Annotated in this window: 16 protein-coding genes and 5 pseudogenes; 8 read left to right on the top strand and 13 right to left on the bottom strand. The window is 69.0% G+C overall.

The features are described 5' to 3' along the window. The first annotated feature begins 37 nt into the window (after positions 1-37). Positions 38-2,668: a tetratricopeptide repeat protein gene (locus tag AB0G01_RS33395; protein ID WP_360954242.1), complete on the top strand. Its 2,631-nt coding sequence runs from the start codon at positions 38-40 to the stop codon at positions 2,666-2,668. A gap of 270 nt (positions 2,669-2,938) precedes the next feature. Here the strand turns inward: AB0G01_RS33395 and AB0G01_RS33400 are convergent, their stop codons facing one another. The 3 genes from AB0G01_RS33400 to AB0G01_RS33410 form a co-directional block, all read right to left on the bottom strand. Beyond that, positions 2,939-3,577 (bottom strand): hypothetical protein, encoded by a 639-nt coding sequence (locus tag AB0G01_RS33400; protein WP_360954245.1) that lies wholly within the window; start codon positions 3,575-3,577, stop codon positions 2,939-2,941. Between the two features lie 207 nt (positions 3,578-3,784). Then, positions 3,785-4,462 carry an integrase core domain-containing protein gene (locus AB0G01_RS33405; RefSeq protein ID WP_360954248.1) on the bottom strand — a complete coding sequence of 226 codons (678 nt, stop codon included), beginning with the start codon at positions 4,460-4,462 and terminating at the stop codon, positions 3,785-3,787. 1,341 nt (positions 4,463-5,803) lie between these two features. Then, on the bottom strand, positions 5,804-6,901 hold the full coding sequence (locus AB0G01_RS33410; RefSeq protein WP_360954251.1) for an integrase core domain-containing protein: 1,098 nt from the start codon (positions 6,899-6,901) through the stop codon (positions 5,804-5,806). Between the two features lie 292 nt (positions 6,902-7,193). Here AB0G01_RS33410 and AB0G01_RS33415 point away from each other — a divergent pair. Next, a pseudogene (locus tag AB0G01_RS33415) lies at positions 7,194-7,439 on the top strand (integrase core domain-containing protein); the annotation flags it as partial. Positions 7,440-7,482: 43 nt separating this feature from the next. On the opposite strand, the gene AB0G01_RS33420 reads toward AB0G01_RS33415, so the two are convergent. Beyond that, positions 7,483-10,875 (bottom strand): NB-ARC domain-containing protein, encoded by a 3,393-nt coding sequence (locus AB0G01_RS33420; protein ID WP_360954254.1) that lies wholly within the window; start codon positions 10,873-10,875, stop codon positions 7,483-7,485. Positions 10,876-11,212: 337 nt separating this feature from the next. Between AB0G01_RS33420 and AB0G01_RS33425 the strand changes: the two genes are divergently transcribed. Then, positions 11,213-15,112: a serine protease gene (locus AB0G01_RS33425; protein ID WP_360954257.1), complete on the top strand. Its 3,900-nt coding sequence runs from the start codon at positions 11,213-11,215 to the stop codon at positions 15,110-15,112. Positions 15,113-15,231: 119 nt separating this feature from the next. Continuing rightward, positions 15,232-15,483, top strand: a pseudogene (locus AB0G01_RS33430) (leucine zipper domain-containing protein); the annotation flags it as partial. Positions 15,484-15,715: 232 nt separating this feature from the next. Here AB0G01_RS33430 and AB0G01_RS33435 read toward each other — a convergent pair. Both AB0G01_RS33435 and AB0G01_RS33440 read right to left on the bottom strand, forming a co-directional pair. Then, positions 15,716-15,979: a hypothetical protein gene (locus AB0G01_RS33435; RefSeq protein WP_360954260.1), complete on the bottom strand. Its 264-nt coding sequence runs from the start codon at positions 15,977-15,979 to the stop codon at positions 15,716-15,718. Next, positions 15,980-16,300, bottom strand: a complete 321-nt coding sequence (locus tag AB0G01_RS33440) for a DUF6247 family protein (protein WP_360954263.1) — start codon at positions 16,298-16,300, stop codon at positions 15,980-15,982. A 1,109-nt stretch (positions 16,301-17,409) separates the two neighbouring features. Between AB0G01_RS33440 and AB0G01_RS33445 the strand changes: the two genes are divergently transcribed. Both AB0G01_RS33445 and AB0G01_RS33450 read left to right on the top strand, forming a co-directional pair. Beyond that, positions 17,410-17,805, top strand: coding sequence for a hypothetical protein (locus tag AB0G01_RS33445; protein ID WP_360954266.1), 396 nt, complete (start codon positions 17,410-17,412; stop codon positions 17,803-17,805). 303 nt (positions 17,806-18,108) lie between these two features. After that, the gene (locus AB0G01_RS33450) at positions 18,109-18,393 is read left to right on the top strand and encodes a hypothetical protein (protein WP_360954269.1); all 285 of its coding nucleotides are present in this window, start codon (positions 18,109-18,111) and stop codon (positions 18,391-18,393) included. 30 nt (positions 18,394-18,423) lie between these two features. Here the strand turns inward: AB0G01_RS33450 and AB0G01_RS33455 are convergent, their stop codons facing one another. The 7 genes and pseudogenes from AB0G01_RS33455 to AB0G01_RS33485 all read right to left on the bottom strand — a co-directional run bounded on the left by AB0G01_RS33455 (position 18,424) and on the right by AB0G01_RS33485 (position 23,372). After that, positions 18,424-18,588, bottom strand: a complete 165-nt coding sequence (locus AB0G01_RS33455; protein WP_360954272.1) for a hypothetical protein — start codon at positions 18,586-18,588, stop codon at positions 18,424-18,426. Between the two features lie 446 nt (positions 18,589-19,034). Then, a complete protein-coding gene (locus AB0G01_RS33460; RefSeq protein ID WP_360954275.1) occupies positions 19,035-19,295 on the bottom strand; it encodes a CGNR zinc finger domain-containing protein in 261 nt (86 codons plus the stop codon). Between the two features lie 17 nt (positions 19,296-19,312). Continuing rightward, positions 19,313-19,666: pseudogene (locus AB0G01_RS33465) on the bottom strand (ABATE domain-containing protein); the annotation flags it as partial. Between the two features lie 56 nt (positions 19,667-19,722). Beyond that, positions 19,723-20,553, bottom strand: a complete 831-nt coding sequence (locus tag AB0G01_RS33470) for a hypothetical protein (RefSeq protein WP_360954278.1) — start codon at positions 20,551-20,553, stop codon at positions 19,723-19,725. A 388-nt stretch (positions 20,554-20,941) separates the two neighbouring features. Next, positions 20,942-21,514, bottom strand: a complete 573-nt coding sequence (locus AB0G01_RS33475; RefSeq protein WP_360954281.1) for an alpha/beta hydrolase — start codon at positions 21,512-21,514, stop codon at positions 20,942-20,944. A gap of 137 nt (positions 21,515-21,651) precedes the next feature. Next, on the bottom strand, positions 21,652-22,566 hold the full coding sequence (locus AB0G01_RS33480) for a transposase (protein ID WP_360954363.1): 915 nt from the start codon (positions 22,564-22,566) through the stop codon (positions 21,652-21,654). Continuing rightward, positions 22,464-23,372 (bottom strand): IS4 family transposase, encoded by a 909-nt coding sequence (locus AB0G01_RS33485; protein ID WP_360954284.1) that lies wholly within the window; start codon positions 23,370-23,372, stop codon positions 22,464-22,466. Before AB0G01_RS33485 ends, AB0G01_RS33480 begins: the two co-directional genes overlap by 103 nt. Before the next feature lie 191 nt (positions 23,373-23,563). Between AB0G01_RS33485 and AB0G01_RS33490 the strand changes: the two are divergent. Together AB0G01_RS33490 and AB0G01_RS33495 are read left to right on the top strand one after the other, a co-directional pair. Next, positions 23,564-24,291: pseudogene (locus AB0G01_RS33490) on the top strand (transposase family protein). A gap of 142 nt (positions 24,292-24,433) precedes the next feature. Further along, positions 24,434-25,213 (top strand): annotated as a pseudogene (locus tag AB0G01_RS33495) (transposase family protein). Positions 25,214-25,463 lie beyond the last annotated feature (250 nt).

Here is a 25,463-nt window from a genome sequence, read left to right on the forward strand (position 1 = left end):
CGGCCGGTTTGCCGTCGGGCGTGGAGATAATCAGGCAATGCCAGACGACGGTGTCCCGCAGGAGACAGACGATCTCGTCCACGATGAGGTTCTCGGCAACGTCGTGCGGGCGATGTCGGTTGGAGGTGTGCACTTCCACGGACGTGGAACCGAGCCTCCTCCGCAGCAGCTTCTCCATGACATCGCCCAGTTCACCGGACGTGGTGAGCAGGTGCAGAAGCTCTGCGCGCTCGTCGAGGAAGGGCTGCGCGGCGACTCGAGCGCGATCGTCATCTCAACCCTCACCGGGCAAGGCGGAGTCGGCAAGACGGCGTTGGCGACCCACGTGGGCCACCTGCTGCGAGAGCGCTTCCCGGACGGACAGATGTACGCGGATCTGCGGGGCGTCGCGCCCGACAGCGAGGTGCGAACCGCAGGGGACGTGCTTGGCGAGTTTCTTCGGGCCCTGCACGTGGACGGGGAGCTGATCCCCGAGGATGCGAGCGCACGAGCGAGTCTGTTCCGCAGTCAGGTCGCCGGCAAGCGGATGCTCCTCCTACTCGACAATGCGAAGGACGAAGCCCAGGTGCGACCGTTGCTGCCGGGGCGTCCCTTCGCGGTCGTGCTGGTCACCAGCCGGAAGCCGTTGGCAGGGCTGGAAGGGGCGAGGAGGGTGCGCCTGGAGGTCATGGACAGGACGGAGAGCATCAAGTTGTTCACCCGGCTCGTCGGCGCTCGGCGAGTGGCCCGGGAGAGCGGGGAGGCCGCGTCCATCGCGGACCTGTGCGGCGGACTTCCGCTGGCGATCACGATCTGCGGCGCACGCCTGGTGGCACAACCGGAGTTGACCCTGCGGCGACTGCGTATTCTTCTTCAGGACGAGAAACGGACTCTCGGCGTGCTCAGAGCCGGTGATCTGGACGTCCGTGCGTGCTTCAGTCTCAGTTACCGACACATGATCACTGATAGTGAACGGCGCGCCTTCCGCATGCTCGGGCTCATCGACGCGACTGCCTTCACCGACTGGGTGCTCGGGCCGCTGTTGGCGTGCTCCCAGGTCGCGGCCGAGGAAGCAGCCGAGGGGCTCGCTGCCGCGCACCTCATCGAGACGGTCGCGGAGACTGTCACAGGGCAATCCCGCTACCGCTTCCATGACCTGGTGCGCGCCTATGCGCGGGAGGTCGGAGCCGATCGGGACAGCCTCCAGGAGCGGATCGACGCAGTAGATCGGCTCGTCCGCGCCTACATCGAACTTACGTCGCGTGTCCTTGAATCGTATGAGCCGACGGGACCAAACGAGGTCGTGCGACACGTTCCCAGCGCCAGTTGGGACTCCCGGGCCGAGCGCCTACTAGGCGACAGACCTGCGGAGTGGTTCGCCGACGAGGTCCCCAACCTCGTAGATGTAGTGGAACTGGGGGCGCGGTTCGAGCGGTGGGAACCGACTTGGCGGCTCTGTGAGGTGCTGATCCCGTTGCTCGAGGTGTCCAGTAGGTGGACCGAATGGGAGAAGGTCGTCGCGGCGGGGCTGGTCGCCGCCAGGCACACGGACAGCGGCCTCGCCGAAGCGGCGATGCTCCGTCGCCGAGGTGACCTGATGCTGTACACGAAGCGACGCCGGGAAGGCAGGGAAGATCTCCGCAAGAGCGCCGAGATATTCCGCACGCTGGACGCGCTGGGACCCTGTGCCGCAGCCCTCGTCAGACTAGGCGAGGCACATCGCTACCTGGGTGACCGGCAAGAGGCCCTCGAGCACATGATGGCGGCAAGACTCCTGTACCGCGACCTGGGCGACGAACTCGGCGAGTCGTACGCGTGGTCGACCATCGGAGGCGTCTACCGCGCGGACACCCGATGGGACGACGCGATTGCCGCGTTCCGCGACGCACTGCCGGTACTGCGCGCCCGCCGCCACCGGCGTCAAACCGCCATCACGCTGCTGAGCCTCGGCGACGCCTACCATCTGAAAGCTCAGTGGAACGACGCGATGGAGTGTTTCAACGAGTGCAACGAGATCTTCCGTGAGCTGGGCGACACGATGTGGCAGGCCAACACCGCCCGCCACATCGGCATCATCGACTCCATCTGCGGTCGAAAGGAACTCGCGCGGAAACGCTTCGACGCGGCGATGTCCGAGTTCAAGCGGATTGGCGACGACCGGAAGCTGGCATTGACGCTCTGGAACATCGGCGAACTGCTCGCCGACGATGGAAAACTCGACGACGCCATGAGCGTCTTCGGTCAGGCACGGGAAACATTCGTCAGTCTGGGCGACCTGTTCTGCGGAGCCCTCGTGGAGGACTCCATCGCGTGGAGTCAAGCCCGCCACGGTAATTTGGACGAGGTGAAATCGTATCTGGACCGGAGCATCGAAAACGCCGATAACCTGAACCAAAGCCTGTTCCGCGCGACCGCGCACATCAGCCTCGCTCAGTACCATGTCCGTCGCGGACGCCAATCGGACGCGAAACATGCAGCCAAGGCCGGCCTCAAAACCTGTCGTGTGCTCGGAGCCCGGCGTTGGGAAGCGGTCGCGCTGGACCTCCTCGCCCAAGCCTGCCTGCAAGACGGCGACATGATCGGCGCCACCTTGCACTGGCAAGAAGCCGTCTTCATCTTCCGCTACATCGACATGCCACGAGCGGCTGCTGATGTGCAGGAGCGCTTGACCGCCATCGGTGACGGTTGAGCCCTGTAGTTCGAAGGCCAGGAGGAAGCTGGCTCACACAGAAGTTGGTCGACGGGCAGTCGGAACTCGGAGTCCGTGTACGGGATCGACCACGGGCCCGACCCCGCGCTGCCGGCAACCGAGGATCAACCCCTCGAAACGCGAGCCGGACCATCCTCCCCGGTATCGCCGGCTCCGGTCCGCGATCGACGGGACTGTCAAACGAGCGGTTCTGTCGCTGATTGCGTGATCAACGATTTGAGTTGAGTAGGCGGGATGCCACGACTGTTGCTACTGGTTGAGCAGGATCCGCTTGCGCAGCAGGGCGGAGCTTGCCCGTCCGTGGGTCTGCCGTTTGAGCAGTGTGATCTTGTTGACGACTCCTTCGGTGGGATCGTTGCCGTGGGGCAGGGTCAGTCCTGCGAGCACCGCCTCGTTGTCCTTGCGCAGACCGTGGACGAAGCGGTGCAGGGCGGGCAGGTCGTCGGCCAGGACCGCGTCGGTCCGGGCGTCGGGATCGCGCCCTCGGCGGCGGGTGAGGGTCGCGGCGAACTCGCGGACCCGCTGGGCGAGCGTCGTCATCGGTGGACAGCCGGTGATTAGGTCATCGAGGTGGCGACGGTGGTGGGCGGGCAGGTTCTCGGGCTTGCTCGTCAGCCGGGTGACCAGGCGTCGTGGCGAGGGTGGGACGCGTTCGGGTTCGGCGCGGCCTTGTGTGAGGTGGCGGACCAGGAGGTTGGCGCTGCCGGAGTAGCCCGGGGCGCGGATCTCTGCGAGCAGGTGGGTGACCGGGACGTCGGGTTGCCGTGTCAGGCGGGCACGCAGGTGGTCGCGGTAGGGGTCGACCATGCTGTGGCGGTAGGGCGGCGGGCGCCGTAGATCCTCGGCGGAGGGGATGCGGGCGTAGCGCTTGACCGTGTTGAGCGACACGCCGAGTCCTCGTGCGCATTCCAGCAGCCCGACGCCCTGGTCGAGCAGGCCGTGGACCGTGGTGTGCCGCTGCAGGGCCCGCTCCTCCGCGACCCTGGTGCGCCGTGCCGGTCCGACGTGCCGGCACGTGCTGTGGGCAGTTACCGTCTTCTCCACCGCTGCGACCTGTGGGGTGTCAAAAGTCAGCTACGTGGTCTGAGCTGCGGGTTAGGTTGCTGTGGGTTCGTACTCGTTGATGAGGCCGCCGAGGACGGGTCGGCGGTGTATCGAGGTGCAGCCTGGCTCTGCGATCGAGTGGTCCGGTCGTGGTGGGGCGAGTTGTAGTGCTTGGTGGGGTCGGCGGTGGTTGTAGTGGGCCGCGTAGCGGTTCAGCACTGTTCTCAGGTGGTGTTCGTTGATGATGAGAAGGCGGTCGGTGGCTTCGCGTCGGACGGTGCCGACGAATCGTTCGGCGTGGGCGTTGGCTCGTGGACACTGTGGTGGGATTGTCACTACCTTGATGCCGGCGTCGGCGAGGACCGCATTGAACGAGGCGGTGAACTGGCCGGCACGGTCGCGGATGAGGAACCGGAAGTCTTCTGCCTGGTCGCCGAGATCCATCAGTAGGTTGCGGGCTTGTTGCGTTGTCCAGGGGCCGTCCGGATTCGTGGTGGTGCCGAGGAGGTGGACGTCGCGCGTGGCGACCTCCAGCACGAAGAACACGTAGACCCGCTTGAGCGTCACGGCGCAGTCGACGTGGAAGAAGTCGCAGGCCAACAGGCTCGCCACCTGAGCGCGCAGGAACCGCCGCCACGAGGTGTCGCTGTCGAGTCGGGGTGCGGGCGGGTATGCGTAGGCGCTTGAGCACGCGGCGAACCGTTGAAGCGGCTGCCCGGGGCTGTCCACGTTTTCGAGGTCTATGACGAGGTTTCTGGTGGCCTGGGTGACCCAGGAGGCGGTCGGTTTGCGGTGACGCCGAGGATCTTGATCCGGCGGCTGGCGTGTTCGATGACCGCGAGCACGTATAGACGGATGCCGTTCAATGTGTGACATCGAAGAAGTCGCAGGCCAGTAGGCCGCGGCTTGTAAGCGGAGGAAGGTCGACTAGGCTATCGTGGTGCGTTCGACGGTCGGATCGATTCCGGCGTCCTTGAGGATTTGCCACGCCGTGGACGCGGCGACCTTGATGCGGAGGACGAGTAGTTCTCCGTGGATGCGGCGGTAGCCCCAGGGGGTCTCGTGCCAGGCGCAGCACCAGGAGTCGGATCTAGCGGATGGTCCGTGGCGGCCGGGCCGCTGGGACGGGACCTGGCGGCGTGGCGGATAACAACCGTGCCGTGAGCGCTTCGAGGTATTGGGCTTCGTACGTCTTCTACCTGCATGGATGAGGTGTCGGCAGACACAGAGTTCCGGCGCCGACCGCCTGAGCGCGCCGCTAGCGGATTCGGGTGGGACGCGGTGCTGAGACAATGTGTCCGATTGGTAGCACTGGCAGCAAGCAAGGAGGAACGGTGCGGATGGGACTACTCGGCAAGTTGCTTGACGGGCTGGGTGGTAGGTCGGCACCGCCCTGTCCCTCATGCGGTGTGACGCTGAACGACGAGCACCTTGTAATGGGGTCGTACTGGTGCGAGCGTTGCGGGATTCTGTTCAAGACGGTGGACGGGGAACTCTTCGACGCGAAGAGTCTTAGGAGTGGCGGCGCTGGTAGTTGTGAAGTGTGTCAGTTATCGCTATCTGAGGGCATGTCATACCTGCCCTATGAAGATGGGAGCAACTCACACGCCTGCATTGTGTGCCCATCATGCGGACACGAAAACATTCGGTACGGGCTCGGCGAGGACGACTAAGACGACGTCTCATGTGGCGATCTTCGCCAGTCGTTTGAAGCAGGTCAGTGTTGCGGCGAGGGTGAGGAAGGCTGTGCCGCTCGAAAAGTCATCGTCGCTGGTAGGGTCAACCTGTCGCGGTGTTGCGAGCATGTCTGGGTGATCGTGTCCCTGCTGTTCAAGGTGACCCGTAGGTTGCTGTCCGTCCCGTCGGTGCTTCTTCGGAGCGAGGCGGCGAAGGACGCCGAGCTGCTCGTGTTGCGGCACGGGAACGCGGTCCTTCGTCGGCAACCGGCGGGTCAGGTTCGCTACGAGCCTGCGGACCGGTTCTGGTTCGCCGCCCTGTCCGGGCTGTGGGTTGCCAAAAGTCGGTCATACCGCCTGACCTTGTGCTTGCCGAAAATGTCGTCCGTGCAGGTCAGGTGGCGTGGTGATACTCGTTGAGGATGCCGCCCAGTCGTTGCCGTCGGCGGACGTCGAGTCGGATGACCGCCGCTTGATCGGTGACGGCTGGTGGCAGCGTGCGCAATGGTCGGGCGTTGTCGATGCCCTGGTGGGGGCGGTGGTTGTTGTAGAACTTCTCGTACTCGCGCAGGACGTGGAGTAGGTGCCGTTGGTTCCAGATGAAGGTGCGGTCGAGCAGTTCTCTCCGGCAGCTGCGGATCCAGCGCTCCATGATCGCGTTCATCCGCGGGATGCGGACTCCGCTGAGGACGATCTGGATGCCAGCGTCGGCGAGGATGTCGTCGAACAGCGCGGGGTACTTTCCGTCGCGGTCGCGGATCAGGAAGCGCACGTGTCGGCCTTCGTCTTCGAGCTCCATGGCGAGGTTCTTGGCGGCTTGGGTGACCCAGGATGCGGTTGGGTGCGCGGTGGCGCCGAGGACTCGGATCCGGCGGCTGGTGTGTTCGATGACCGCGAGTACGTGCAGGCGGGTGCCGTTCAGGGTGGTGGTCTCGAAGAAGTCGCAGGCCATCAGGGCGTCGGCCTGTGAGCGGAGGAAGGCCGACCAGGTCGTCGTGGTGCGTTCGGGTGCCGGGTCGATCCCGGCGTCCTTGAGGATCTGCCACACCGCGGACGCGGCGATTGTGATGCCGAGGACCAGGAGTTCTCCGTGGATGCGTCGGTAGCCCCAGGCGGGATTCTCCCGCGCCAGGCGCAGCACCAGGAGTCGGATCGAGCGGATGGTCCGTGGTCGGCCGGAACGCTTGGGGCGGGACCTGGCAGCGTGGTGGCGCGCGAGGAGGGCGCGGTGCCATCGCAGCACCGTCTCCGGACGGACCAGCAGTCGGAGCTGACGAAGCGTGGCGGTCGGGAGGCGGTGCAGCAGGGCCGCGAGGAACGCCCGGTCGGCGGGGGAGAACGGTGTACGGGCGTCTCCGAGTTGGCGTTCCAGGATGGTGATCTGGTGCCGTAGCGCCAGGATCTCCACGTCCTTGTCCCGTTCACTCATGGGCAGCAGGCGTAGCAGCGCGAACGTGTTGGTCATGCCCAGATAGGCCAGTCGAAGCAGCACAGCCGGTCATCATGCCGCGCCAGTCGCCGAGCCAGTGGAACACGAGCACCCTCATGGGCCATTCCGAGCCCTTGTCCCGTCCGCGCTCTCACCTGCATGGATGGGGTTACCGGCAGGCACAAGGCCAGTCGGAGCAGCACAGCCGGTCATCATGCCGTGTTGGCTGACGCCGCGGTGGACCTTCGGCCGCCCCCAAGCACCTCGGTCCTACAAGCTGCACACGGCTTCAACCTGCATGGATGAAGTTGTCGGCAGGCACAGCGCCCACGACTTCGCCACCGTGCTACGCGGCGCCCGCCACCAGCGCATCACGCCTTACATCCCACGCCACAACGGCAAGGTCGAGCGCTACCAGCGCATCCTGGGCGAGGAATTCCTCTACGCCCACGCCTGGACCAGCGAACAACACCGCGCCGACGCCCTGACGGTCTGGAACGTGCACTACAACTACCATCGCCCCCACACCGCCGCCGGAAACCGACCACCGGCCACCCGGCTCCACACCGGCGTCACCAACGTCCTGGCCTCATACAACTAACCAGGGCGGCGCGGGCTGGTCGTCCACCGGTGAGCGCGGCTGGCTACCCCGCGGGACTGGGGTGGAAGTCGAACACGCACAGCCCGGACCCCGTGCCGACCACGAGCGCACCGCCGTCGGGCGACCAGGCGCAGGCGAGCGCGGTGCTGTCGACCCGCATCAGGGCCCGGGGCCGGCCGGCGAGGAGATCCCAGACCCGAACCGTCCGGTCGCTCGCGCAACTGGCCAGCCACCTCCCGTCCGGTGACACCGCCACCGCGTTCACCGGACCGGTGTGACCGGCCAGTTCGGCACGCCGCTCACCGGTCGCCACGTCCCAGACCTCCACCGCCCCTTCGGCCTCCCCCGTGATGAGCGCCGTTCCGTCCGGTGACACCGCCACCGCGTGCACGTACCCGTTCATGGCCAGGGTCCGCTGACCACCGGAGGCCAGGTCCTGGATCAGCACCGTCCGGCCCGTGGCCGCGGTGGCTATCCAGGCCCCGTCCGGCGACACCACCCGCGTCGGGTCGACGCGCTCCCCCGCCCACGGGTGATCGACACCGGTCACCGGGTCCCCGGTCCACACCGGACCGGACGCGTGGGTGACGATCACCTTGACGCCGTCCGGGGACACCGCCACCCCCGCCACGGGATCGCCGTCGCCGGGTCCGGCCCGACGCGCGCCGGCGTCGAACTCGACCCGCACCACCCCGGTGGCGAACTCCCGGACCCGCACCACCCCGTCCTGGCCACCGGTGACGATCCAGGAGCCGTCCGGGGACACCGCCACCGCGCGCACCACGTCGGCGCCGCCGGTGGCCTCGTCCTCCCCTGCGGTGGTGGGCACGTCCCAGACCCGCGCCGTTCGGTCCTGGCCGGCGGTGGCGAGCCAGGAGCCGTCGGGCGAGACCGACATCGTCGCCACTAGGCGGACGTGCCCCTCCAGTTCGGCGCGTCGAACCCCGGTGACCGGGTCCCACAGCCGCAGCGAACCGCCCAGTCCGGCGGTGGCGAGCCAGGTGCCGTCGGTCGCCACCGCCGTCACCGAACCGGGGTGGGCGGTGAACTCGACCCGCACGGCACCGGTGGCCGGGTCCCGGACCCGCACCACCCCGTCGGAATCACCCGTGGCGAACCAGGTCCCGTCCGGCGCGATGGCCAGCGCTTCGGTCCGGACCCCCTGGTCGGGGAACCTGACCCGCACCGCGCCCGTGGCCGGGTCCCAGGCGTGGACCGTCCCCTCGTCGCCCGCCGTCACCAGCCACGACCCGTCGGGTGCCACCGCCACCGCGCGCACCAGCGCGGTGTGGCCGACCAGCTCAGTACGTTGGGCGCCGGTGGTCGAGTCCCACACGCGCACCACCCCGTCGACATCACCCGTGACGAACCAGGTCCCGTCCGGGGCCACGGCCAGCTCGGACAACCGCCGCCGGCGATCCCGACCCTTGGTGAGCACGGCTCCCGGGGCACCGGTGGGCAGGTCGTAGCCGCGCACCGTCCCGTCGTGGCCGACCGCGACGAGCCGTGTGCCGGCGACCGCCACCTGCGCCGGACGCGGGTGCGCGGTGAACTCCGTCCGCACGGTCCCGGTGGCCGGGTCCCGGACCCGCACCACCCCGTCGAAGTCGACCGTGGCCAGCCAGGTGTCGCCCGCGGCCACTGCGATCGCCTGCTCCTCCAGGGTCAGGCGCAGCGCCGGGTGCGGCAGGTCCGGCAGCGACAGGCGGTTGACGAGGCGGGGTTCGGTGCGCCCGGCGGTGAGGGCGGCGGCCTGGGGACCCCAGTGCGGGTCGTGGGCCACCCGGCTGAGCAGGACGTCCAGCCGGCTGTGCGCGGGATCGGTGGGGACGAGGAGGTGGGCGGTCTGCCCGAGCACCCGGCGCAGGCGGGCGGACCGCGGGGTGTCGACCCGGGACAGGTCGGTGTAGGGCGCGGCGGGGCCCGACCGCTCCAGCCGCGCGAACACCCAGCGCAGGTCCGAGGCCAGGGCCTCCGCCTCGTCGACCCGTTCGGCGGCCACCAGGTGCTCGACCAGGTGGTCCCACAGGTAGCGGGCCGAACCGGGCAGCTCCCACCACGCCGGGTTCCCGCCATCGCCGAGGGGCAGGTCGCGCGCCACCGCGTCCAGCAGCACCCCGTGCAGTTCGGTCAGCCTCGCCGCCCCCAGCTCCCGGCGCAGGAAGTCGCGGACCACGTCGTGCAACCCCACCGCGCCGCCGTCGGCGGTGCCGGTCGTGGTGAGCAGGGCGAGGGCCGCGAGCCGGGCGCACAGCGCGCGGGTGGCCACGAGGTCCAGGCCACCGGTGGCCTCCCACAGCGCGCCCACCACGGCGACGGGCACCGCCTCGTCCTCGGCGAAGATCCCCAGCTCCGCGAACCGGGCGCGCTCCGCCGCGGTGAGCAGCCCGACGCCTGCCTCGATCGTGGCCGCCACCGCGGACTGCCGCTGCCGCGGGTCGTCGACGTCGATCGCCTGGCCGTCAGCGCCGGTGAGCCGGTCGAGGTGGAGGGCGCCCGCGTCGCGCAGCCGCGCCAGCAGTTCCTCCGCCACCCGCACCGCGTCGGGCGCGGTCCGGAGCTGGTCCAGCAGCACCCCGTTGACCAGGCGCAGGAGCAGGGGCCACCGCCGGGTGACCGCCAGCAGCCCTTCGACCAGCTCCGGCGGCAGCGGCGGGAGGCCCGCGGTCAGCAGCGCCCGCGCCTGCGCCGGGGTCATCTCGTCCACCTCGACCGGCACCACCGCGCCCGCCACCAGCGACGGGATGCGGGTGGTCACCAGCCGCGCGCACCGCCCGCCCACCCGGAACGCCGCCTCCTGCTCCGGGTACCACACGTCGTCGAGCACCAGCAGCCGCCGGGGGCCGGACGCCACCAGGGCCGTCAGGTACTCACCCGCCTGCTGGGGGTCGGTGAAGGCCACCGCGGTGCCGGGGGCGACGCGGGCGAGGAGGTCGTTGACCTTCGCCGCGATGGCCGCCGGGGTCCGGACGTCCCGACCGAGGGTCACCCAGTAGACGCCCCCGCCGAACCGGCGCAGCACCCGCCGGTCCGCCCGCACCAGCTTGGCCACGGTCGTCTTGCCGAACCCGCCCGCACCGCTGAGCGCCGTGGTGATCCCGACCGAGACCCCGCCCCGCCGGCACAGCGCGGCCACGACCCGCCGCACCGGGGCGGGCCGGTCCACCACCCAGGGTTCCGGGCGCTGCTCGGCGGGCACCAGCGCGCCCAGCCGCCGGTCGTGCGACCGCTGCCCCCACCAGACCAGCAGCGTGCACAGGACCAGCACCGCCGTCGTCCCGAGCACCCACCGCAGCGGGTGCTCCCGGACCGGCCCCAGCAACGGGACCTCCAGCTCGGTGAACACGTTGACCGAGACCGCCACCAGCGTGGTCGTGACGACCACGGCCAACGCGGGCACGCCCACCACCAACCACGACCACCAGCGACGCCACACGCGAGACCCGCCTCCCCATCAGACGGGTGCCATCCAAGCGCCTTGGGCGAGGACCCCCGCGCATGGGGGTGACTCCTCAGTCCCGCGACGTGCGCGACGGGCAGTTGATCCACCACAGCGACCGCGGGTCGACCGATTGACCTCGCCCAGTACACCTCGATCAGCTTCACCGGCCACCTGGCGGCCACCGATGTCGATGCCTCGATCGGCTCGGTGGTGCCCTTCTTGTGGTGGGCCGGGCGGGTGTGTGCCTGGCTGGTAGCCAAGACGAGTCCGAACACGAGACCGTGCCCGTGCCCGCCCGCCGCGTCTGGTCCCGGCAGTAGGCTCACGGACTGTGCGCGCGAGCTACCGGGAGCGCCCGCCCTGGTTAGCGCGGGTGGGTGACGTCGGCGCGGGCGTGCTCGTCGCACCGGACCTCGTGCTGACGTGTGCCCATGTCGTGCCCCACGATTCGGTGGATGTGACCTTGGTCCACCTCGGCGTCACGCTCGCCGCGTCGGTCGAGTTCCGCGACCCGGTCGAGGACGGCGACCTGGCCGTGCTGCGCCTGGCCACCCCGGTTCCGGGCGCTGTGTGCGCGCCGTTGCGGGCGCCGACCGCGATGAGCGACCACACGTACCTGGTGCAGGGCTTCGCGGGCGGCCACCACACCGAGTCGCGCGGCCGGATCGGCGGGCGGGTCGGTCCAGGCTGGGTGCAACTGGAACACACCTCCGGTCACCCCATCGCCCGCGGCTTCTCCGGTGCGCCGGTGTGGGACGACGACGTGCGCGCGGTCGTTGGCATCATCGTGACCGCACACAAGGCCGTCGGCGGCGGCAACCTCATCCCGGTCGACGAGATCGTCCGGCGCTGGCCGTCCGCAGCTACCTACACGGGCTGGCGAGTCGACCTGGACGACGCGTTCGACACTCACTGGCTGCCCCGTGCGCGCGGCGTCGAACCGCACGAGCCCACCGACGTCTGGCACTTCGTCGGCCGACACCGGGCGTTGACCGAGTTGGCGTCCTACCTGCAAGGACCGGCCGACGGACGAGTGCGGGCGGTGGTCGGGAGCCCCGGCTGCGGCAAGAGCGCGGTGATCGCGCGGACCGTCGTGCTGGCCGACCAGGCCGGCCGAGCACTGGTGCCTGACGACACCCTGCCGCCCGAGGTCGCGTTACCGCCGGTCGGCAGCGTGACGGTCGCCGTGCACGCCCGCGGCCGGACCTTGATGGACGTGGTGCGCGCGATCGCCGACGCCGCCGAGGTCGACGCGGCCGACCAGAACGAGCTCCTGCAACGCTGTGGCCCGATCTCGGTGGTGGTCGACGCGCTGGACGAGGCCGCGGGCGAAGCACCGATGGCCATCGCCACCATGCTCAACCGGCTGGCGGCGTACTCCGAACGGCACGTCGTCGTCGGCACCCGCGTCGGCGCTCGTGGGTCTGCGGCGAACGCACTGTCGGCCAAGCTCGGCAGCGCCGTAGTGCTCGACCTCGACTCCGAGGCCTACCTCGACCACCAGGACGTGATCGCTTATGCGCAACGCCGGGTCGGCGACCCGGAGCGTGCGGCGGCCATCGCGCAGCACGCGGGCGGCAACTTCCTGATCGCGCAACTGGCCTGCCTGACCGACTCCGATCGGCTCCCGACCAGCGTCGGCGCGGCCGTCGACGACTACCTGACCGTGCGGTTCGACCGGCCGCAGGTGGTGCGGGACCTGTTGGCGCCGTTGGCTTTCGCCGAGGGTGCGGGCCTGCTGGAAGGACCGTTGTGGCTAGCCTTGGCAAACGCCCTGAGCGCCGCCGATTACACCCCTCGGGACCTGCGTGAGGTGCTGACGTCGGCGGCGAGTTACCTGGTCGAGCAGACCGGTGGGACGTTCCGGCTGTTCCACCAGGCGTTGGACGACACGTTCCGCGCCGAGCGGCCGGGTGTGGAACCGGTGGTCTACGAGACCCTGCGCGCGCAGGTCACCGAATGGGAGAACGCGCCTGAGTACGTGCGGGCGCACCTGGCACAGCACGCCGTCGCGGCGGGCCGGCTGGACGAACTGGTGGAGGACGTAGGTTTCCTCGTCGTCGTGACGCCGGAGCGCATCGTGCCGCACCTGCCCTGGGTGACGTCCGAGCCAGCCAGGGCGCACGCGCACGTCTACCGCAAGACAAGTCACCACCTTACCGGCGTGGACGTGCTGGAACGCGCCGCATACTTGACGCTGACGGCCCGGAAGCTCGGGTTTCGCCGCTTCGCCAGCCAGCTCACCAAACGGTTCGACCTGCCCTGGCGCGCCGACGTGCTCGCGTGGAAGGGCGAGGACTCACAGCAGGTGCTCGCGCAACTGCCGGGCTCGCACCCGACCGGGTTGTGGTTCGACCCGTCCGGTGAGCCCGCCGCGTTCAGCACCCACAACGGCTGTGCCGTCCTCTACCGGTTCCGCGACCACCGACTGGTCCCGGTCGCCGAGACGCCCGGTCACACCAGAATGCGGCTCAGCCGACCCGCCTGCGTGGTGCTCGCCGACGGCACCGAGTTCGGGTTGACGACCTCAACGGACGGGGTGCTGCGCAAGTGGTCGTTCACCGGCGGTCTGCGCGAACTCGGATCGCTGGGCAACGGCGGGAACGCGGTCGCGGAGGGCGTGGCCGCAGTGCGCACCCCCGGAGGAAGGCTGCTCGCGGTCGTCACCGGTCCGCGGGAGGTGCGCCTGGTCGACTGGACCGCCGACGTGCCGGTCGTCCTCGACCGTATCGACGCCTCCCACGCCGTCATGATCATGCCGGCGACGCTGGGCGTCCAGGATGGCGTCGTGTTCGTGGCGTTCCACGGCAATACCGGCCTGTCGTTGTACCGGATGGCGGACGACCGACTGACGCCGGTCGGAGAGCCGGCCCGGATCAGTCGGCGCCACGATCCGATGGGGTTCGTGACCCGCCCCGACGGTCGCCTGCTGCTCCTCTGCCTGGACGATAAGGACCTTGCCTGCTACGGCGTGAGCGACCACGGTCTGACCCACGAATCCGTGGTGGAGGGACTGACCGCCAACCTGTTCTGCGAAGTACGGCGGCCCGACGGCCAGGTGACCGTGGTGATCGCGGACATGTTCAACGCCATCTCCGTCTGGGCATTGGACGACGTCCTGACCCGGGTGGGCCCGGACCGGTCGAGCCACAAGGCAGGCTTCACCTCGATCGCGGCTGGCCTCGACCCGAAGGGACGCCCGGTGGTGCTGTCCATGGAGCGCCCCGACAGCCGGGTACGCCTTTGGGAGGTCGACTATGACGCGCCCGAGCCGGACGCACGACCTGCGCGGTTCGGGATGTCAGGTGTTTGGTCCGTGGTGCTCTTTATGACCGGCGACGGGCGAGTCGCCGCGCTGTCTTCGTCGCCGGACGGCTCGATGCGCGCCGTCCGGGTCGAGGCGGGATTGCCGCCGTTGGGACTCGGCGCAGCGCACACAAACGGGCACTGGATTATCGGGATGGCGGTCCACACACCGCCTGGCGGTCCGGTGCTGGTGGCCGGGATCACCGCTTCCGGTCGGCTGGACGCATGGGTGTGGCGAGGCGCGAAACAGCGACGCATGGCCACCGGCGTCATCACGCGCGCCCCCTACGGGCTTACGTCACCCATCGCCGTGCACGACGGCCGAGTGGCGGCGCACCTGGACAACGAGGGGAAGGTGCGCTGCTACCGGGCGAAGTGGGGACGATGGCGGCAGTTCGCGCAGAGCTCCGACACTCTGGCCGAGAACTACCAAGGTCCCATGCGGTTGCTCTTCTACCACGGCGCGGGTGGGCGGCGGTTGCTGGCGATCCACCGGCACGGACTGCGGCTGTACGCCGTGCCCGCTCGCGGTGAGCTGCCGGTGCTCGCCAGGTCCAAGCAGCGCGTGCTGAGTTTCGCGCTCGACCAGGGTGACGACGTGCCGGTGGTTGCCACGTTCTCGTACACCGCGCAGGTGGCGTTGCACTCGTTGGCAGGGGACGTGCTCACGCCGTGGGCGCCGTCCTGGTCGGGCACGGACGGCCCGAGCCCGAAGGTGGCGCTGATGTTGCGCGACGGTCGGGCGTTCGTCGCGACCGGTGACGCGGACGGGCTCCTGGCGGTGTGGTCGTGCCCACGCGGCGGCAAAGCACGCCGCCTCGCGCTGATCGAGCTGGGATCGACGGTGCAAGAGCTGATCTGGTGCCCGGACGGCACGCTGGTGGTGTGGTGCCGGTCCGGGGTGCTGAAGCTGGACTTCGGCTAGCTGTACTGCCCTGGGAGGTTGTGGGCGGTTCGACACGTAGTCGGATGATGTTGGAATGAGGGAGGGCCTCCGGGGTCGGTGTGGATTGCGACGTCTACACCAAGCCCACGGAGGCCCTCGTGACCCACGCTAACGCACCCTTGACCGAGCTGGGACGGCTGCGTCTGGCCCGGTGTGTCGTGGACGAGGCATGGCCGTTGCGGCGGGCCGCCGAGCGGTTCCAGGTCTCGCCGACCACCGCCGCCCGCTGGGCCTCCCGCTACCGCGAGCTGGGCGAGGCGGGCATGGCCGACCGTTCCAGCCGCCCGCACCGAAGCCCGCGTCGCCTGCCCACCCGGCGCGAACGCCGGGTCGTGAAGGTCCGCCTTGTGGGGTGCCAGAAGTCGGCCACGTGGCTTGACCTGCGGTTACGCGGCTATGGGTTCGTACTCGTCGATCAGCCGTCGAGGACTGGTCGGCGGCGTGTCGACGGCAGCTCGATGACTTGCCGAGCGGTACAGCGCGACTCGGTGTGAGTGGACTCTATAATTTCAGTGTTGATTAAACCGCGCTGTTGTCGCCAGGTATTGTGACCACGACCGTGAACCTTCTGCGGTGTGGTGGTCAGCCGAGGTCTTCGAGCCAGAGGACGCGTTCGACGACGATGCGTTTCTGTTGTTCGAGGATGAGGTAGACGATCAGGCCGTTGCCGTACCCGTAGACGAGTTGGCGTAGGGCACCGTCGGGGTTGGCGCGGTGGTAGGGCTCGCCGTACCAAGGTTCGTGGGTCAGCAGGGTCATGGCCTCGGACAGCGGTTCGTCGGCCTCCGCCGGCAGTGCGTGGATCTGGTCCCAGACCTCGTCGGGGAGTTGGATCTGGTAGGTCACCTATCGGCCGCCGCGCTCCGTCTGCAGTTCGTCCCAGGTGCGCAGCCGTCCGGGTGTCTGGCCTGTGGCGCGGGTCTGGTCGATGCGGCCGAGCATCCGTCGGTGTGCGGCGGGGTCGTGTCGGGTGACGGTGGCGATGCGCCACCACTGCTCGATCACGCTGCGGACGGGTTCGAGGCTGGACTCGGCCGCGGCCCGGCCCAGGGCGTGGCGGCAGTCGGCGTCGAAGGCGTCGCGTTCCTCGGGCAGCAGCGCGGCGCGGATCGCCTCGGGGGTCTTCTCGACCTCCGGCGAGGGCGGGTGCGCGGCTGCTGCGGTCACACCGACACGATAGCGGGTCGGCGTCGACAGCGGCCCGGCGACAACGACACGACGTTGCGTGTCGTCATGCCCGCCGGTCGGCGGGCATGACCCTCGTCCTCCGCGGCGACGGATACATCCACTGTCCGGGCCGGAATGAAGGTCGGGTGCGCGACCATCGCGGTCGGCGGTCCGCAGATCGTCAGGGAGCGGGGGAGTGCGTGGGAGCGGATGCTGGGAGCAGAATGGGAGCCGTCGGACGCGTTCAACAGTATTGAACCGCATCCAACGGCACCCAATAGCGGCATTTTTCCTGCGGTAATTACATCCGCGCTGGTAGAGGAATTATTCCGGCTTCATTCACACCGAAGTGTTCTTCGAGCCTCGTTCAACCGCGCCGAACGGCGTGTAATCGCAGGTCAACAGTGGTGAACGGCATAGCGGTCGGGCTGTACTCCGGGGTGAGCACTTCTGTATCCAGGAAGAGCCGCGTCGGGCTCGTTGCCGATGTCGGTAGTCACCTCGTGGGTTCACCTGACTGGCAGTCGATGATCCGGGACGTGCGGTCCGGCTTTTCGAGGTTGTCGCCGGTTCGTCAGAACAGGCGCTCCGCCAGGGGCGACGGCCATCGGGCCGTCGTCGGCCCGCAGCATCGCTCTCGGCGTCTCGCACGCGGACCTTTCCTTGACGTGGCCCAGTCCGACTTCGGCCGCTGGCTCCGCGTCCGGGCGTCGGTGCACTCGCAGGAGAGTTTCCGGCGTTACCAGCCGGTGTTGGCGTTGTGGCGGGGGTCGGCGCATCAGCGCGGCGAGTACAGCGCGATCGGCCTACTCAAGCCGCGAGCGGGGTTGGTCCGGCGCAGCGCGGCGACCTCGTGCCGCCGGACCAGCAACTCCATGTCCTTGCCCGCCGATGACCGCCGAGCAGAATCAAACAGCCGACGACCCAGATGAAGATCAGGTACAGCAACCGTAACGCCATATCTCACGATCCTGCCCTGGAGGCACAGGGGCACGGTCGTCGCAGCTCAGCTTCCCTACGCAGGGTTCTGGCACCCGACAGGAACCGGGCCCAGGCCGTGCACATGGTGAACCGGCATAGGGGCGAGCGGCAAGGGGAAGGTGCTGTCTGTGGTCTTCCGCCACGTCGAGCAGGTCGTGCAGAGTCGGTCGACCTCTTGTGCGGTGAGCATGTCGCCGGGCCGCATGCAGTCGAGCGCGGCGGTGAGGGGGCGGGCATCGACGGCGAGCGTGCCGCTGATCTTCTCCTCGAACACCTTCACGCACAGCCCGTCGAGCGCGTCGTGCTGCCGCGCGGTCTCGATCGTCAACTTCCCCACCCTGGCCGGTTCGGACAACCCGGTCATCGCCAACCTGCCCTGGCTGCTGTCACTGGTCGCCGTGGCGGGCCTGGCGACGGCCTGGTGGCTGCGTCGCTATCGGCCGTCGGTCTACGAGGCGCTGGGTGCCGACCTGGAACGCGACCCGACCCCGTCGGACCGCGTGCCGGCGGAAACCACCGACTGACTCCGGTTTCCGGCCGGTCGGCACGCGGCCCAGCGGGCTGCGGACCGACCGGCCGCAGGGGCGGGACCTGGTTGCTGGCCTGTGTTTCCGTTTTGATGACTCGGATTCCGGCTGCACTCGCGGTCGGACATCCGGCAAATGGTCGCTGATTCCTTGTGGCGTATGAGAATTCTCGCCATCGGCGGGCGTTCGGCCCACGGCGGACGGCGGATCGACCCGCTGTCGAAGAGGTCAGGGAACGCGGTCGGCCTTTGCGCGGAACGGCCGTTTCGGACGGGTTGTCGGGCTGTCAGGATCGCCGTCATGAGACCACTCATCCTGTCGGCCGCGGTCTTCGCGGCCATGCTGCTGCCGGTTTCCGCTGCCTCCGCCGCCGACTACACGGTGCCCCGTTCCGCGTCGGGGTCCGCGACCACGCGGAGCCCGAACTCGGCCATCGAATCCGCCGGTGCCAGCGCGCGCGGTGCCGTTCTGGCGGCCGGCGTCGACTGCGTGGGCTGGCGCTACAAGATCCTCAGGCTCGAGGAGCTGCCGAGCGTGGCCCTGTACTCGGCCACCGTGGAGGCAAACGCGATCTGCGTGAGCTGACACTCGGACGACCGCGCCGGGCGACCGGGTTCAGCGGGCTTCCGGGCTCACCGGCCGGTAGACGAAACCGTTCAGCGGCGCGAGGACCTTCCAGGCGAGCACCTCGTAGAGCGCGCGGCCCTGGACTGTCGCGCCAAAGATCCCTGTGGACATGTCGTTTTCGATGGCTGCGTTGGTGGGCGTGCCCATCGTCATCGTTCCGAGGCTATGGTGCCGGTGGGCTGGTTCGGTGATGGTCTGGTCGTAGACGCAGGCGTTGTCGGTCCGGCCGGTCTGACCCGCGCGGCGAGTTCACCGTCGGCGGTCAGGGTGCGGACGTACGTGACGTAGTCGGCGGTCTCGACGGTGGTGGCGTCGGTGTCGAGCAGGATGTGCCGCACCTTCCGGTCGGCTGCCCGATCTCGATCCGCAGCCCCACGGCACGTCCATCGGCTCGGGCGTGAGCCGGCAGACGGCCCGGCCCTTGGCCCACAACCGCGCAATGTCCATCATCCGGTTCCCCCGAGACCCGCTTGCCGACATCGGCCGAGGGAGTCCACGTCCGAAGACCGACATGGACTCCCTCGTCACCGTGCCTTATGTGAAGACCTGTCACCTGATCGGCGGCTTCGCCGTACCCGGCCGGCGGTTGCGGACCCCGCCTACTCGTCCCCGGTCGGAGTGCGACGGGCGTAGGTGCGGGTGGCGCGGGCCCGGTCGTCGCAGCGGGTCGAGCACCAGTGCCTACGACCGTGGCGCAGCAGGAAGCGGTTGCAGGGCGGGAATCCGCATGCGGTGAGGCGTTCCACGTCCGGGCTGGTGAGCAGGTCCGCCGTGTTGATCGCCAGCGCCGCCAGGCGTGGTCGAGAATCTGGTTGACCGGGCGCGGCGACGCGCGGTGCGGACCGGTCTTGTCGTCCCACAGCAGCAAAGCCGCGGTGGGGACGCGGGTGAGCGCGTCGTTGACGGCGGCGATCGCCGCGGGCAGGACCGGCACGCCCGCCACCCGGGTGGCGAACAGCGACCTGACCTGCTCGCGCGGCGAGCGTAGCTGCGACGTGCACATCTCGGCGAGGCCGGCGTTGTGCATGCTGAGAATGGCATTCGTGCAGCTCAGGCGGTGTGGTGGTACTCGTTGAGGTGCCGCCCAGTCGTTGCCGTCGGCGGATGTCGAGGTGGGTGATGACTGCTTGGTCGGTTGCTGGTGGTGGCAGTGGGTGTAGCGGTCGGGCATTGGCGATGCCTCGGTGGGGTCTGTGGGTGTTGCAGAACTGCTCGTACTGACGTAGCGCATGGAGTAGGTGCTGTTGGTTCCAGATGAGAGTGTGGTCGAGGAGTTCTCGGCGGCAGCTATGGACCCAGCGTTCCATGATCGCGTTCATGCGGGGGTACGGATGCCGCTGGGGACGACTCTGATGCCCGCGTCGGTGAGGATGGCGTCGAAAAGGGCGGGGTACTTCCGTCGCGGTCACGGATCAGGAATCGTGCGGGACTGCCCGCGTCTTCGAGGTGCATGACAAGACTCCTGGCTGCTTGGGTGACCCAGGAGGCGGTCGGGTGTGTGGTGCCGTCGAGCACGCGGATCCGGCGACTGGCGTGCTCGATCACCGCGAGTACGTGCAGTCGGGTGCCGCTCGACGTGGAGGCTTCGAAGAAATCGCAGGCCGGGAGTGCGTCGGCCTGGGAACGGAGGAAGACTGTCCAGGTCGTCGTGGTGAGTTCGGGCACCGGGTCGATCCCGGCGTTCTGGAGGATCTGCCAGACGGTGGACGCGGCGATCTTGATCCCAAGGACGAGGAGTTCGCCGTGGATGCGGCGGTAGCCCCGGGCAGGGTTCTCCCGGGTCAGGCGCAGCACCAGTAGCCGGATTGAGCGGATGGTTCGTGGTCGGCCGGGCTGCTCGGGACGGGACCTGGCTGCGTGGCGACAGGCGATGAGGTCCCGGTGCCACCGCAGCACCGTATCCGGACGGACCAGCAGTCGGAGCCGACGAAGCGTGTCGACGGGACGTCGGTGCAGCAGTGCCGTGAGGAACGCCCGGTCGTCTGAGGAGAACCGCGGACGGGCGTTGCCCGGTTCGCGTTCCAGGACGGTGATTTGGTGCCGCAGCACCAGAATCTCCACGTCCTTGCTCCGGTCGCTCATGGGCAGCAGGCGCAGCAAGGCGAACGCGTTGGTCACACCGGGATAGGCCGGTCGGAGCGGCGCAGCTGCTCATCATGCCGTGCTGGACGACATCGCGGTGGATGGCAGTCGTGCCGTGAGTGCTTCGAAGACTTGGGCTTCGTATGCTCTCTACCTGCATGGATGGAGTTTTCGGCAGACACAGGGATCGCCAGCGTTGGCGACGGCCAGTGGCTTGCGCGTGGTGTGCTTGGCGGTGGTCGTCACAAGGGCCCCCGAACAGCACACCTAACGACTGCGGGTCGTAGCCAGTGCCGGGGGCGGCGGCACCGGCTCGGCACGCCGCTCGGCTTGGCGGGCGTGGTGGGCCAGCACTTCCGCCACGACTTCCTCCTTGGTGGTAATGGCAACATCGGGTATCAGAACTGTCGGAATGGGTCGGGCCTCACCGGTCAGCGAACTTGGTGATCGAGGCGAGGAATCTGTCCAGATGGGAAGGGAAGTCGGGGCGAGGCGGCTCCGGGAAGCCGGGGAGTTCCTCGCTGGCTGGCAGAACCCGCCGCAAGGAGTCGACCGTGCGCCGCTGGTGGAACGGGTTCTCCGGGGCCGATGGAAGCACGCTGACCGGCATGGTGAGCGTGGCCAGTTCGTTGTCGGTGACGCCACGCAACGTCTGCCCGTTCAGCAAGGCGCGGATATTCTGGTCCGAGGCACCAAGAGCTGCCAGACCGGCGCGGGTGTGGGAGTCCACGGTGCTGTCTCCAGCGGTGGCGGGCCAGGCCAGGAGCAGCCGTGCGATCCGGTTCGGTAAGGCCAGCGCGAGGCGGACGGCCGCTGAGCACCCGTTCGACCCGGCTATCACGGCGACTGGCTGCTCGGGCAGGAATGCCGCGAGGTGCTCAATTTCGGCGTCCCAGTCCGGTGGCCGGTAAAGGCGGTTGGGAGCCAACACCGTGAAGCCTTCTCGTCGGATGCCACCTGTGACTCCAGGCAGCGTCCAGAATCGGTCGGCGTCCATGTCCTCCCACAGTCCTCCGTGTACCAGGAGGACTGCGAGGTTGCGGCGTAGTCCGTTGCGGTGTGTCATCAGTGCTCCTGGGATGAGGTTCGGCGGCTGACGTCGGCGGCGTAGGTGGTCCAGTCTCCTGCAAAGGTCTATTGCCGGCGGACGGCGGAACTGACGCTGATGCCGAGGGTTCGGGCGAGGATTGCCGCAGGGATCTCGGTGGCGAGCTGGAACAGCGCGGTGGTGCGGGCTTGGTCGGGGCGGATGCCCAGCTGGCCCAGCCTCTGTTCGGGCTGTTGTGTGCTGTTCTGGCGGCCGAGTTGGCCGCCAGGGAACAGCCAGCGGGATGGCATGATGGCGTCAGCGCCGGACCGCAGCCCACGCTCAGTTACCAGTACACCGAACCCGCCGGCGGCAACGTCAACATGGGTGCCCGCTGGTACCAACCCGGCACCTTCACCAGCCGCGACACCCCCTCGCTCGACCCCGCTGACCAGAGCACCACTAGCGCCAATGCCGCGTAGTTGGGGCGGTGAGTCGGTCGTCAACCCGGTGGTGATCATGATGTGGATGGTGGTGCGGTGGTTGGTGCGGTCGAGGGTGCCTTTGGCGCGGTGTTTGGAGATGGCGCGTTTGACCACGCGGGGGCAGGTCCGGCTGCGGCGTGGTGGGAGTAGGTGGGTCAGGACGGCGTGGCTGATGCGTCCGACCAGGTCGACCGTGGTGCCGGTGATGACGCCGGCGGCGTGGACGACCTGGTCGCGGGCGGTGTGCGGTGCGACGGTGAACCCGGCCCGGTCCGGTGGGATCCGCAGGTGGTGGGCGGCGTCGGCCATGGCGGTGCGCAATGCCTCCATGTCGGTGCGCAATGCCTGATGGGTGATCAGCAGGGCGTGGATCTCCTGGTCGATGCCGTCGGGGGTGCGTGCGCGCAGCACCCTTCCTCCCAGGACGGTCGATTTCAGTTCCAGGTAGGCGGTCTCGATCTCCCAGCGCTGGTGGTAGAGGGCGACGAGGTCGCGGGCGGGGTGGTGGTGGTGGTGGTCGAGCAGGGTGGTGACCAGCCGGTAGCGGCCGGTGCGCCGTTCCCGCCTGTCAGGGTCACCGTGATGTCGGCGTCGACCACCCGGACGGCGACTCCGCCCATCCTGGAGAGCCGGGAACCGTCGGACAGCAGGGCGAGGTCGGGCAGTGGGCGGCTGTTCTTGCAGCGGATCAGTGCCTGCGCGCCGGTCGCGGCGATGCGGGCGAGCAGGCCGGCGACGGCGAAGTTGCGATCGGCCGACAACAGCATCCCCGGCCGCAGGCATTTCAGCAGGTGTGGGGCCTGGGTGGTCTCGCCGACACCGATCGGCCCGAACACCGCGTCGATCACCGTGCGGGTGCCGCAGGCCACCACCGCGACCAGTCTCAGCAGCGGATGGCCCGAACCGCCGTGGGAACCGGTCTGGCGGGTGTGGGCGGCCAGGTTGGCCGGGGTGTCCGGCACCGACATCGTGGTGCCGTCGATGGCACAGACCAGCAGCCCCCGCCAGCGGGCCGCCCCGGCCGCCGGACCGGCGACCAAGGCGAACAATGCCCGCAGCGGTGCCGCGCCGACCCGGCGGCGGGCCTGGGCCAGTGCGGAGGAGGTCGGCATCGCCACCGGCAGTCCGTCCAGACCGGCGACCAGCCTGGCCCACACCTGCCGGTAACCGGACTCGGCGAACAACCCGGCCGCCGGCAGCAGGTAGACCACCACCCTCGAGGGCAGGTCACGGACTCTGGCCTGCGTTTTTCCGGTCGCGGCCAAGACGTCGTCGACCATCTCGAACGGCACGATCCGGGTCAGCTCGCCCAGATGCCCCGGCGCGAACCGGCCCCCTGCCACAGTCGTGACACGGGTGATGAAACACTGATCTTCCAACGGAGTTCCTGCACTTCAGTGATCTTGGTCGACACTGAGCCCTTTCCAACCTGGTGGTGGCGGGCTGGAGACGTGGCGAAGCTCCTGGTAGATGACTTCTCGACCAAGAGCAAGGCCATCGCCAGGAGCTTCGTGTGTTTGTCCACCCATCCGCGATCGACCTGTCCGGTTCCTCGCCCGGGAACCGGCCGTGCATCGGCGCCGGATCGGCAGCAGGTGGCGCCGCCTCGACCCCGGACGCCAAGCCCTGACGGTCCTGGCCCACTTGCGCTGCGGCGACACCTACACCCGTCTCGCCGCCGGGTTCGGCATAGGCCTGGCCACCGTCTGCCGCTACATCCACGAAGCGGTCGAACTCCTGGCCGCGCTGGCACCGGACCTGGCCGACGCGGTGCAAGTCGCCTCGCGCAAGGCCTACGTCATCCTCGACGGCACCCTGCTCCGGATCGACCGAGTCGCCGCCGACCGCCCGTACCACTCGGGTAGACACAAGCGACACGGGATGAACGTCCAGGTTCTCGCCGACCCGGCCGGACGCCTGCCGTGGACCTCGCCCGCACCGCCCGGCTCGGCCCACGACCCGACCGCGGCACGCACCCACGGCATCGTCGACGCCTCGACCACACCGGACATCCCGTCCTGGACGGACAAGGCCCATCGAGGCGCGGGCGGTCCGATCCGCGTGCCCCACCGCGGCAGGTGGCACAACCTCTCGCCCGGTCAACAAACGGTCAACCGCTCCCACGCCCGCATCCGCGCACTCGGCGAACGGGCCGTCTCCACCCTGGAGACCTGGCGACCACTACACAGACTCCGCTGCTCCACCACCCGCATCACCAACCTGACCCGAGCCGTCCTTGCATTTCACCTCGCCGCCGAATGAGGTTTGGAAAGGGCTCACTGGGCCATTTTCATCGTGACGTCGCAGGTCACGGCGCAGGGTGAGGAGTGGGGAGCGTGGTGGGCGAGGCTCCCGGTAAGACAGCAGTCGACCAGGATCCGATGCCCCGACCGGGAGCCTCGCCGTGCTGTCCTATCCTGCCGCGATTGCGCTGTCCGACCGCACCCTCGTCCGCCTGGGCGACCTGATCCGCGCCGAGCGTGTGCGGCGACGATCCCGGTGGCGGTGCCTGGATCCTGGCCGTCAGGCGCTGCTGGTGCTCGCCCACCTGCGCAACGGCGACACCTGTGCTCGCCCGGCCGCCGGGTTCGGAGTTTCGCGCAGTACCGCCTGGCGCCACGTCCGGGAAGCGGTGGACCTTCTCGCCGCCCTGGCCGACGACCTGCACGCCGCCGGTGAGCGGGCCGCCCGACTGGCCTACGCGATCCTGGACGGCACCCTGGTCCCGATCGACCGCGTCGCCGACCGGAAGCCCTACTACTCGGGCAGACACCATCGCCACGGCGTCAACGTCCAGATCCTCGCCGACCCGGCCGGTCGGCTGGTGCGGGCCTCGCCGGCCCTGCCCGGCTCCGCCCACGACCTGACCGCGGCCCGCACCCACGGTCTGCTCGACGTGCCGACTGAACATGAGGTGACCACGTTCGCCGACAAGGCCTACCAAGGCGCGGGCGGCACGGTGCGCACGCCGTTCAAGCGTCACGCCACATGACCACGGCTGTCACGCGGCCAGCAGACGGTCAACCGGGCCCATGCCCGTATTCGCGCCCTCGGCGAACGCGCCGTGTCGCTGCTCAAAGGCTGGAAAGTCCTGGTCAAGCTGCGCTGCTGTCCCCGCCGGGCCACCGCGATCGTCGCGGCCATCCTCGTCCTGCACCACGTCGAAACCTGCCGCCAACCATGATGAAAAAGGCTCCTTGTGCCTCGATGCCGGTGTTGTCGCGGGATAGTGCGCGGTGTCGTCGGTTGGTGATCGAGCGGCGGCAGAGGGAAGGGGATGCCACGCCGGTGCGGCTGTCACTGCATGAACGGTCCGGGACTGGTTTGCCGCGTCACGGCAACCTCGTGCTGCGGCGCAGGTAACTCGGCATTCCTCACCACCGATGACCGGCAGGGCAGAAAGGCCAGTCAAGGAGCCCTTCGCTGGTCGGGCG

Source organism: Actinosynnema sp. NPDC023587 (assembly GCF_040640215.1).
Taxonomy (GTDB): domain Bacteria; phylum Actinomycetota; class Actinomycetes; order Mycobacteriales; family Pseudonocardiaceae; genus Actinosynnema.